This window comes from Carboxylicivirga sp., assembly GCF_982718395.1.
On sequence record NZ_CEXQWX010000061.1, the window covers coordinates 21,109 to 33,203 of the forward strand.

Annotated in this window: 8 protein-coding genes; 7 read left to right on the forward strand and 1 reads right to left on the reverse strand. The window is 37.1% G+C overall.

Annotation, left to right across the window (positions count from 1 at the left end):
- Positions 1 to 66 precede the first annotated feature (66 nt).
- The 5 genes from AC4MRQ_RS12740 (at position 67) to AC4MRQ_RS12760 (ending at position 9,139) form a co-directional block, all read left to right on the forward strand.
- Positions 67 to 1,062 (forward strand): FecR family protein, encoded by a 996-nt coding sequence (locus AC4MRQ_RS12740; protein WP_491198063.1) that lies wholly within the window; start codon positions 67 to 69, stop codon positions 1,060 to 1,062.
- 173 nt (positions 1,063 to 1,235) lie between these two features.
- The gene (locus tag AC4MRQ_RS12745) at positions 1,236 to 4,625 is read left to right on the forward strand and encodes a SusC/RagA family TonB-linked outer membrane protein (RefSeq protein ID WP_491198064.1); all 3,390 of its coding nucleotides are present in this window, start codon (positions 1,236 to 1,238) and stop codon (positions 4,623 to 4,625) included.
- Between the two features lie 44 nt (positions 4,626 to 4,669).
- Positions 4,670 to 6,313 carry a RagB/SusD family nutrient uptake outer membrane protein gene (locus tag AC4MRQ_RS12750; RefSeq protein ID WP_491198065.1) on the forward strand — a complete coding sequence of 548 codons (1,644 nt, stop codon included), beginning with the start codon at positions 4,670 to 4,672 and terminating at the stop codon, positions 6,311 to 6,313.
- 33 nt (positions 6,314 to 6,346) lie between these two features.
- Positions 6,347 to 8,200, forward strand: a complete 1,854-nt coding sequence (locus AC4MRQ_RS12755) for a LamG domain-containing protein (RefSeq protein ID WP_491198066.1) — start codon at positions 6,347 to 6,349, stop codon at positions 8,198 to 8,200.
- 126 nt (positions 8,201 to 8,326) lie between these two features.
- Complete coding sequence (locus AC4MRQ_RS12760; RefSeq protein ID WP_491198067.1) at positions 8,327 to 9,139, forward strand: helix-turn-helix domain-containing protein; 813 nt, start codon at positions 8,327 to 8,329, stop codon at positions 9,137 to 9,139.
- Positions 9,140 to 9,179: 40 nt separating this feature from the next.
- Here the strand turns inward: AC4MRQ_RS12760 and AC4MRQ_RS12765 are convergent, their stop codons facing one another.
- A complete protein-coding gene (locus AC4MRQ_RS12765; RefSeq protein ID WP_491198068.1) occupies positions 9,180 to 9,530 on the reverse strand; it encodes a translation initiation factor in 351 nt (116 codons plus the stop codon).
- An 85-nt stretch (positions 9,531 to 9,615) separates the two neighbouring features.
- Here AC4MRQ_RS12765 and AC4MRQ_RS12770 point away from each other — a divergent pair, with 85 nt between their 5' ends.
- Both AC4MRQ_RS12770 and AC4MRQ_RS12775 read left to right on the forward strand, forming a co-directional pair.
- Positions 9,616 to 10,311, forward strand: coding sequence for an HAD family hydrolase (locus AC4MRQ_RS12770; protein ID WP_491198069.1), 696 nt, complete (start codon positions 9,616 to 9,618; stop codon positions 10,309 to 10,311).
- Positions 10,312 to 10,925: 614 nt separating this feature from the next.
- A partial coding sequence (locus AC4MRQ_RS12775; protein WP_491198070.1) for a GNAT family N-acetyltransferase occupies positions 10,926 to 12,095 on the forward strand: 1,170 nt, incomplete at its 3' end.

Consider the following 12,095-nt stretch of genomic DNA (forward strand, 5'->3'; position numbering starts at 1 on the left):
TTTTTTTTCAATGAGTGTCAGGGGGGCACTCTTTTTTTTCGTCTACACAATAGAAATGGAAAGATTATGATTGAATCGGAAAAAATAGAACTCTTAATATTAAGGCAGTTAAATAAGGAAATTAGCCTCGAAGAGGAGAAAGAACTTACTGCCTGGATTAATAAGAGTGAAAAAAATAAAGCCACTTATACAAAGCAATGTGAAATTTTTAAGGCGCAAGCTCTTATTTTTTCAAAAGAAAAATTAACCGAATCACGAGAAAAAACCAAAACAGGCGTCATTAATCATTTGATCCGACAAAAAACAAAAGTCAAAGGTTTCGTATATTCTTCATTATCAATAATGCTTATTGGTTTGATTGGTTCTTCAATTTGGTTTAATTCCAATTTAAATCATCGCGATGAATTACTAGCTGGAGAATTTAAGCTTACTGCCCCCAATGGAAGTCCAGCTAATTTTGAACTTCCGGATGGAACCAACGTTTGGCTAAATAGTGCATCCGAATTAAGTTTTAAATACGATATTAATAATTCGAACCGCTTGGCAAAACTGGAAGGCGAAGCTTTTTTTGACGTTGCCCACGATACTAATCATGCTTTCCTGGTTGAGGGTTATAATCACACTGTGAAAGTATATGGTACAGAGTTTAATATTATTTCAGATCGCGAAAATCAACTTTGTGAGGTCACATTAAAAAATGGTTCTGTTGGTATTTTAGACCTTAATCAAAATGAAGTAGCACGTTTGAAACCAGGTCAACAATTTAGTGTTGAAAAGAACGGTAAAAGCATTATTAAGAATGTAGAAAAAGTCAATTTAATCTCTGGCTGGGTCACTGGTCGTTTTGAGTTTAAAGACGCTACGCTGGAAGAGATTGCATCTAAACTGGCCAGCCTTTACCAGGTAAAAATAATAATAGAGGATGAAGCCTTAAAAGAAAAACGTTATCGATGCGTCGTACAAAAAGAACAGTCAATACTTAAAACGCTGCAACGTTTTAGTATCATTACTGATCTTGACTATGTTGTTAACGACGAAGTAATAATTCTTAAATCGAAATAGTCAAATAACTCAATAAACTATGAACAAAAGACTTAAAGGTACAACCTTTGGTTGAAATCAATCAAACTAACTAAAAAACGGGAATAGCTGCAACTACTCCCGATTTACCTTACAACCGGTCTGCAAACCGGCTATAACTAATTATAAAATGTATAATTAAGCTTTACAAATTTATGAAAAAAAACAAAACCTTAGTTGGTATTCCTTGGAGCCAACTAAAGAAATTATCACGTATTATGAAACTATGTGTTTTATTAATGATAGTTGGATTGATGCAAGTAAGCGCAACGTCATTTGGACAAGGTGCTAAGGTATCAATAAACTTAAAGAAAACTACTCTATCCAAAGTCTTTGATGAAATTGAAAAACAATCTGATTTTAATGTTTTTTATAGCAAAGAAGATGTTGATGAAAATCGTGCGGTCAATATTGCTATCCAAAATGAAGGTATTGAAGACGTATTAGATAAAGTGCTCGACTTAAATGAGTACAAATATACTATCATTGATCAAGATATTATTATTACGAAACGTTACAAGGATAGTTCTGCAAATTCTGTTCAGGAGCAGTTAGTAGTAACGGGAGTAGTTACTGATGATACAGGAGATCCGTTACCGGGTGTCAATGTTTTCGAAAAAGGTAATGTAACAAATGGAACCATTACCAGAATAGATGGTAGTTATGAGTTGACAGTTACAAATCCTGAGGCAACATTAGTATATTCATTTATTGGTTTTGCAGAACAGGAATTAAATGCAGCCGGTCGCACTACCATAAATGTAACACTGGTATCTGATGCCTTAGATATTGATGAAGTAGTTGTTACGGCATTAGGTATTAAGCGTGAGCAAAAAAGCCTGACCTATGCAACCCAACAGATTGGAGGAGAGGATTTAACAGGAGTACCTACTGATAACATGATTAACGCTCTTTCCGGTAAAGCAGCTGGTGTTGTTGTATCTCCTGGTACTTCTGGTGTTGGTGGTTCAACGAAAGTAATTCTTCGTGGTTATACTTCTATTCAGGGTAATAACCAACCATTATACGTAGTTGATGGTGTACCATTGCAAAACTATATTCCACAACAAGCTGAAGGTGGTAATGGATTTGGTGGAGGTGTAGATGCCGGTGATGGTATCTCTAACCTTAACCCCGAGGACATTGAAAGTATGAACGTATTGAAGGGTGCTTCTGCAGCAGCTTTATACGGTAGTCAGGCGGCTAACGGTGTTATCATTATTACCACTAAATCAGGTAAAGAAGGTAAAACATCAGTTAACTTTTCATCAAGTTTCCAAATGGAGAATGCCAATGTTTTATATGAGTGGCAAGATCGATACGGAGCGCTGGGTAATACCAGCTGGGGAGAGCGTTCGGCAACTAGCTTTGGCAACGACAATGGTAAGAACCTTTATGAAACAGGCACTAACCTAACCAATACCCTTTCGTTAAGTGGTGGTACCGAAAAATCGAGAAACTATGTATCAATTTCGAATACTATGGCTTCCGGTATTGTACCAACCAATGATTTAGAAAAGTATAATCTAACAATTCGTAATACAACCGATTTTTTCAATGGTGTACTAAACGTAGATAGTAAAGTTAATTTAATGACTCAGAAGATGGAAAATTCTCCATCAGCGCCTGGTAGTTATTTTAACCCAATACATTCGGCTTATTTAATGCCTGTTAGTGATGATTTAAGTTCTTACAAGAATAATTACACAGTTTTTGATCCAGAGCGTAATATGGAAACACAGTACTGGCCATATATTGATGCTCACCAAAATCCTTACTGGATATTCAATAAAGCACAAACTGAGGCTAAACGTACTAGGGTTATTGCCAATATTGCAGCTACCATTAAAATTATTGAAGGATTAGATTTAAAATTAAGAGGTAATGCTGATAGAACCTATGATTCATTTGAGCGCAAAGCTCACGCTGGTACGCAAACGACTCTATCACACCTTAATGGTCGCTATGAATGGAATGATAAAGAAAATACTCAGTTGTATGGTGATATGTTATTGTCGTATAACAAGCATTGGGATAACATCTCATTAATGGCAACCATTGGTACAAGTGTAACTGATATTCGTTTCTATGAAAAACGTGCGGACTCTAATACAAAAGGATTATATATTCCTAATTTGTTCACCTTCACTAATATGATTGATGGTGGTCAAAACAGAAGTCATATCATTGAACAATCACAATTACAGTCGTATTTTGGAACTGCTTCATTAGGTTACAAGAACCTGGCTTATTTAGATGTTACAGCACGTCAGGATAAATCATCAACTCTTCCTGAGCAAAACAATACTTATTTTTATCCTTCTGTAGGTGGTTCCGTATTGGTTAACGAAATCTTAAACAGGGCTGATAAGCTACCATCTGTTTTAGATTACGCTAAGGTAAGAGCTTCGTATTCTGAAGTCGGTAATGATGTTCCTCCTTATGTATTCCGTCCGTACAATTCTGTTAATGAAACCGGAACCGTTATTTATAATACAATCCAGCCAAATCCGGACCTTAAACCTGAACGTTCTGCGGCTTACGAATTTGGTGTTGACTTAAAGATGTTTAAAAACAGAGCTTCTCTTGATTTTACTTACTACAATTCTACAACCGAAGATCAGTATTTCTTGTTAGACGCAGATCCTGCTTCAGGATATTCTCGAAGAATGGTTAACGGTGGTAAAGTTGAAAACAGTGGTATTGAGTTAATGCTTGGTTTCACACCAGTCAGAATCAATAGCTTCGAATGGAATACTATCTTTAACTTATCAACTAATAACAGTAATGTAAAGGAACTTCCTGATGAGTTAGTTGATAGAGATGGCGGATACAACTTATCAACAAATGGCGGATATAAGCTACGTGTACAAGAAGGTGGTGAGTTTGGTGAGATTTGGGGTGTAGGTTATCGTCGCATTGATGGAAAGCTGGTTGTTACAGTTGATGAAGATGGTGTAGCTAAACCAGTTGCAGGGGGGCCAGAACATGAGGAGAAACTTGGAACTATTAATGCTGATTTCAGGTTAAGCTGGGGTAACAACTTGTCATATAAGAATTTTGATTTTAGCTTCTTAATTGACGGTAGCTTTGGTGGTGATGTATTGTCAACAACAGAATCGGCAATGCATAGTATGGGTGTATCTAAGGAAACAGGTGATGCGCGAGATAACTTTGGCGTTGTAGTTGATGCTGTGATAGTAGATGGTGATGATAATATTACAGGAACATATCAAGGTCGAATAGCGGCTAAAGATTATTATAATGGAATACCTGTGGCTGAAAGCCTTTATGATGCAACTAATATTCGTTTACGCGAAGTTTCATTAGGTTATACTTTACCAAAGTCGATTTTGAACTCTGTTGGTTTTATTAGTGATGCACGTATTTCATTAGTAGGTCGTAACCTGTTCTTCCTAATGATTGATGCACCATATGACCCGGAAGGAACTCAAACTACATCAGGGTTATATCTGATGAATAGCGATTACTTTGGTGTACCATCAACAAGAAGTTATGGTGTAACTTTAAATGTTAAGTTTTAATCTGCTATTGTGCTGACTTTAAATGAAATTTAAAAATTTTGAAGATGAAAAAGTATTTTAAATATATCTATCAAATGTCAGTGGTTACATCCATAATTGTAGGATTAGGATTTACTGCCTGTACAGATGATTTAGAAGGATTGAATGACAATCCGAACCGATTAACAGATGAGATGTTGGCAATTGATTATGCCAATGTTGGTGCCTTTTTACCTCAAATGGAGCAATCCATTTATTACAATACATCAGGTGGTAACTGGGAATATCAGCTGCAACAAAACCTGAATGCCGATATCTATAGTGGCTATTTATGTCCTCCAACTCCTTTTAGAGGTGGTAAGAACTCATCAAACTACTTTTTAGTTGACTGGTTCAACTGGCCATATAAGTTGGCATATGAAAATGTTATGGGGCCATGGAATGAAATTAAAAAGTTAACTCAGGAATCATCTCGTGAATTTTATGGGGCAGCACTTGTTTTAAAAGTAGCAGGTATGCATCGTGTAACTGATTTATACGGGCCAACACCTTACTCTGAATATGGTAAAGGTGGACAATTCACTTTATACGATAGCCAGGAAGAAATATACAAGCAGTTTTTCTTAGAATTGGATACTGCTGTTACATTGATTTCAGACTATTACGATGAGTACCCGGAAGCTAAACCAATTTCAAAGTTTGACCTTATTTATGGTGGTGATTTTTCGAAATGGTTAAAGTGGGCAAACTCGTTGCGTTTACGTTTAGCAATTCGTATCTCAAATATTGATCCTGTATTAGCAAAAGCACAAGGTGAGAAAGCTTTAAGTAATGAATACGGATTGTTAGAAACAAATGACGATATCGTACAGGTTAATCAACCATTAATTGGTCATCCATTATCAGAAATAGCTTACTCATGGGGTGATACACGTATGGGTGCCAACATGGAATCAATATTAGTTGGTTATAACGATCCTCGTTTGGCTGAATATTTTTCGGCTGCAACAGATGAAAATGTAATTGCTGCAGGCGATACGTATAAAGGCATTCGTTATGGTATTGATATAATCAGTAAAGATGACCGTGTAGGTTATTCAAATCTTGGAGAACGTTACAATCTTGAAAATAAGTATGAAGTACCTTGGTTATTGATGTCAACTGCCGAAGTTTATTTCTTAAAAGCAGAAGCTGCATTAAGAGGATGGTCAGGTGCTGGTTCTGTTCAGGAAAATTACGAAGCTGGTGTACGTTCATCGATGGAACAATGGGGTGTAGGTGGCAAAGCTGATGATTATTTAGCTGATGACAGCAGTTTGCCGACTGATTATACAGACCCATTTGAATCTGCGTATGACATTGATGCAGTATCAGATATCACTATTAAGTGGGATGAAGCTGCAGATAATAATGTAAAGCTTGAGCGTATTATTACCCAAAAATGGATAGCTATGTTCCCTGAAGGAGCTGAAGCATGGTCTGAATTCCGTCGTACAGGCTTCCCTAAATTGTTCCCTCTTGAAGTGAACTATAGTAACGAAACAACGATTGGGCAGGTACCTGATGGTGAATTTATCAAACGCCTGCCATTCTCGCGTGATGAATATAACACAAACATAGAAGGTGTTGAGAGTGGTGTTGAGAAGCTTGGCGGACCTGATAATGCAGGCATTAGACTATGGTGGGATACAGGTTCAAATAGCCTGTAATAATTCAAGTAAAAATCTGTAAATACAAGAATTATGAAGATCAAAAACATACATATTAGAGCCATCCTGATGATGGTAATCATGTCGCTGATTACATTCTCATGTAACGACGATGATACACCTAATTTTGGTTCAGTGACATCGGGCGATTTAGATGCTTTAATTATTGAAGCACAAACATTGCTCGATAACAATCCTACGAGTAATAAGCCTGGAGATTATCAACCTTCAGCATTGGAGATGGTGCGTAAGGCATTAGATAAAGCGATTGAAATTCAAACTTATGCTTATGCTGATGACCAGTTGGCATATGGTTATTCTCAATTAAAGAATGCATTGGATAAGGCTGAAACCATGAAGGTGGCATTAGCAATGCCTTGGATTAAACAAGAGAATGATACATACATTCGAATATCGGATAACATCAAATCTGTATTAGATGGTGCCTGGACGATAGAGCTTAAGTGCTATGTAGTAGACCTAAATACCAAGGGCTATTCTAATAACTTGTTCTCTGCGGAGCAAATGGGGCCGGATAGTGGTTTTGGCGTACGTTATTTTGGCGACGGTAAAATCCAGGTTGTTGTTGGTAACAACAATTGGGTTGACACAGGTGATCAAGCTGGAGCAGGCACAATGAAGTCAGGCGAGTGGATGGATGTAGCCATGACAAATACTGGTTCTGTTCAGGAGCTATTTATCAATGGTGTTAAAGTGGCTGAGAATGCTAATAACCATTTGTTAGCTGCCGATGCTCCATTTGTAATTGGTAACAGCCCAACATGGACCGACCGTGTATGTAACACTTTAGTTAAAGATTTCAGGTTATGGAATTCTGTTTTGGAAGCTTCAGTAATTGATGCTAACAGAAGTACTGATTTTGAAGGTACAGAAGCCGGTTTAGAGTGTTATTTTCCTTTAGATGCTGACTTGGGAAGTAGCTTTAATGATATTTCTGGCAAGTATACCGCAACCTTAGAGGGTGATATTGAGTGGGTAGAAGAACCACCCGTGATCGTACTTGATTACGCCAATATCAATGCTGCCATTGTTAAAATTACTGACTTTAAAGATGGTATTGTTGAAGGTAGCAACGACGGTGATTATCCAGTAGGAACCATTGCTTATGTAGATGCGTTAATTGAAGAAGCCAATACGGTTAAAGCTGAAGAAACCAGACAGGCTAAGCTTGACGATATGGCTACTAAGATTGATGACCAGATAAAGCTAATTAACTCAATGTTGGTTGCCGATGCAATGGGAGTATTTATCGATCGTGAGAATAATGATGCAGTAGGTTTGCGTATTACTCCAAACTACACTCCACAAGGTGACTATACAGTTGAGTTTAACGTAAAGGTTAGATCTTTATTTGGTTACGGTACCGGTGAATTCTTTAATAACGGTGAATATGGCGTGTGGGTATATGGCTATAACGAGCTGACTGAAGAAAATGTGTTGAAGTCTGGTGGTCTTTGGAACTTTACAAATGCCGGTAATGGCTGGCAAGGACCTAAAACAGATCCTTTGGTAATGAAAACAGGCGAATGGCAACATGTAGCATTAGTACATGACAATACTGCCCGTACAACCAAGATTTTTGTTGATGGTGAAGAAAAAGCTTCATTTGAAGATATAGGTGCTCCTAATGTTTCTGGTTGGGGCGAAATGTGGCTTGGTAACGGTTGGGGCAAAATGGATGGATACATCCAGGACTTCCGTCTTTGGGATGTAGCACGTACTCCCGAGCAGTTAGATGCAGATATTGATGGCTCAGAGCCAGGATTAAACGCATACTTCCCGCTGGACAAAGTGTCTGGTGTTAAGTTTGATGATGTAACAGGAAATTATAAAGGTGAAATGAGAGGTATCTCATGGAATAAATAATTTCTGCTTAAACCAATTAAAAAGCCGTGGTAGTTAATTGCCACGGCTTTTCTAAATACAACAACTTATCGTTTCAAGGGTACTGTTGTACCGATCATTGACTGCTAATTTCCTATAGCCATTAATATGGATACAATAACTTTATCTCCACATCATATCTATAACCATCATCGAAATGATGAAGAAATCAGTGTCCCCCAACAAGAGATAGCCCTTGTTAATAAATTACATTCGTCTGACTTACCTGAAAGCCTATCCGGCAGTTTTTATATCAAACCGATTAATTGGAGTAATCCGGATAAGGATTTTCTAATCAACAATTCTACAAACGCCATATTATTGTTGTTCGATCATCTTTCAATAGACGATGTATTGGATATAAAACGTTTAAGAGCACGGGACGAAATGATTCATCTGCCAATGGTTGTTTATGCATCATCGCTTGGCGAACATTACCATTTGGTACTTATTGAATCTGGCGTTGATGCCATATTCACAGGATCATTTAACAGCTGTTTAATTAATACGCGGCTAAATGCACTGATCAATCAGCGACAAATACTGAAAGCTTTTTATACGAATGAATCAGAAAATGTAGAAAGCAACTTAACTTCCTATGATCAGGTATTTCTCAAGAGAGCACGACAAGTTGTATTGGATAATTACACTGATGCTTCCTTTAATATTGAGCAATTTGTTGCTCTGATGAGGGTCAGTCGTACCATGTTATACGTCAAGATTAAAAATCTGACTGATAAAACAACCAGTGAGTTTGTCCGCGACATTCGTTTGGAAGAAGCTGCCCGCCTTTTAAAAGAAGGGTGGTTAAATGTTTCGGAGGTAGCTTTTAAAGTAGGATTCAGAGATCCCAAATATCTTTCAAAAAAGTTTAAAAGTAAATTTGGGATTTGTCCCAGTGACTACCGAAAAGGAGGATAAACCAAAACGTTGAAGGTGTTTTCGCTGACACCTTTCCACATCATCCTCCCGATTTCTTCACCTTATAACCTGCATTTTTTAACAGTTCTACTACCTTATCTCTAAAGTCACCCTGAATCAGAACTTCACCATTTTTAGCCGATCCTCCTACCCCACATTTGCTTTTCAGGGTTTTACCCAGGTCTTTCAGGTCATCCTCACCACCAACAAAACCAGTTACAAGCGTTACTTTTTTACCGCCCCGCTGTTTCTTATCCAGCATCACCCGCAAATCTTGTTCGTTTGGAGCCAAAGTTTCCTCCTCCTGCTCCTCATTATATTGGTAATCAAAATCCTGGTTGGTTGAAAAAACAACACCATCCAGATTCTTCCATTTTTTCTTCTTTGCCATTGCTGTTAATTTTTTGCAAATGTAATAACAAGCACGCTTTTTATCATTAATTTGTACTGCCTAAACAGAAAATACAAACCAATTGATGAGTAAAATTAATGGCTTAAAAGTAATTGCCTTTGATGCAGATGATACTTTATGGGAAAATGAAACCTTTTTTAGAGAGGCAGAATTACAATTCGCAGAATTAATGAAAGACTATGCTCCAAAAGAAGAAGCACTGCGAATTCTTTTTGGTGTGGAAATAGAAAACATGCCCCTCTATGGCTATGGCATCAAGGCATTTGTATTGTCGATGATTGAAACCGGGAATTTACTATCAGGGTTTCAGATGACGGCCAGTCAAACCAACCAACTGATCGAAATTGGTAAGGATATGCTTAACAAGCCTGTAAAACTGCTTAACGGTGTAGAGGAAGTGCTTGCCCACCTATCGAAAGATTACAAGCTGATTGTGGCTACCAAAGGTGATTTATTGGATCAGGAACGTAAACTTAAAAAGTCGGGATTATTAAAATATTTCCATCATATTGAAGTGATGAGTGATAAAAATACTGAAGCATACCGTTCTCTTGTTAATCATTTGGACATTGAAACTTATGAACTACTAATGGTAGGTAATTCGCTTAAATCTGATATACTGCCAGTCCTTGAATTGGGAAGTTGGGGAGTTCATATACCATTTCATACTACCTGGCAGCACGAAGTGGTCACTAAAAAAGTAGCTTCAGACCACTTCTACGAAATATCAGCAATGTACGAGCTGGTGCCATTGCTTTAAAAACTCATCAAAACTGCTCGCAAGCAGATTAGCCGTTAACCTCCCTCGTTTCTATTGAACACTTAATTATGGACGCAGGGGAGCTAGACTACTCCGCAGGGCTATAAGCAGTAGGCGCAGGAGTGCCCAACCACACTGCAGGGTGATGATCAGGTGTGCGCAGGACTACTAACCTATGCCGCAGGAAAGGGAGCCTGTACCGCAGGGCGTCCGACCTTAGGCGCAGGATGGTACGAATACTGCGCAGGACGACTTGACGAGTTTAGAGTTATCTCCATATCTTAATTGGGTCTATTCAATCAACTGCACTTATTGATCGAGCTAAACAGGTGTATTAAATCAAAAATTCTATTTTAGTATTCTCCAATTGTAAATAAGTTGTCGTGTCGAGTAAGATCAAATTGGTATGTTAGGGACTAGTAGCAAAAGGAAGATATTGTAGTGATCATTGATGATTCAAGGATGGATAAACTTAAAATATCAGATAATCATAATAAAAAGTGTACTTTACAAACCATATTGGCATGGAAAGCACACCTTTAAAGGAGATATTGCTGAAATAAATACAATGAATTTATACCAACGTTATAGCACATTAAATAAAGGACTATCAGATGACAAATAAAAAAATAGAAGAAAGATGTAATTTCAAAACTCAGCGACTATTGGTAAGTAGTTGGACAAACCAAGTTAAAGAACTGGATTCTGAGAAAAACTTTGCAGAAAAAGTAATTGAAATTTTGACACCTAATGTTACAAAAGCACTACCTAATGGGTGGCAAAACATTTCAACAATAGAAGGAGCTCAGGAATGGATAAAGAATAGAGATAAGGAGAGCCATTTTGTAACTATCCAACTTTTATCAACTAATGAAACTATAGGATTCATTTTTCTCTATGAAACTGACTCAGGAAACAATTACCATGACCTACGATTTGGTTATCTCTTATCAGAAAAGGTTTGGGGTAAAGGACTAGGAACGGAATTAATTGAGGGTTTAATTAGATGGTGCAAAATCGAAGGAGATATTAAATCAATTTCAGGTGGAGTAGAAACTGATAATATTGGGTCAATTAAAGTGCTGGAAAAAACTGGATTTTCTGTTTCAACAGTAGATAATCCGACTGAAGAAGTAGTTTTCTATGAGTATCAATTTGACATAGAAGAAGTAAACAAAGCTGTACTATTAGCCATGAGTGAAGAAGAATTTGAAAAGGAAATAGGATTCACTGTAGAAAAATGGCATCAAATAAAAAATGATTTATCAAAAAGGGAAACTAATATCTCAGCAAAATTAAATTGTAAAGCGCCTGATTTTATTGCAATATCACTTTCAAAAAATGGACAAATTACGAATGAGACAAAATCATTATCAGATTACAATGGTAATGTCTTAGCTTTAATTTTTGGCAGTTATACCTGTCCTGTATTCCGAGCACACAATAACAGAATCAACGAAATTTACGAATCTTATAAAGACAAGGTATCATTTCTACATATCTATGTTTATGAGATGCACCCAAAAGATGGTTGGTTTATTCCTGTAAATCTTAAAGATAATGTGGTTTATAACCAGCCTAAAAGTAATATTGAAAGAGCTGCAATAGCAAAAGATTGGATTAAGAATAAAAATATAAAAATGCCTGTTGCTATAGACGACACTAATAATACGATTGATTCGCTATATGCTGGTTCGCCAGAACGTTTGTATGTAATTGACAGAAATAGTATGATTCGATTTCGTTCATCAGTAGGACCATTTGAAGACAAAGAAGTTGAAGAA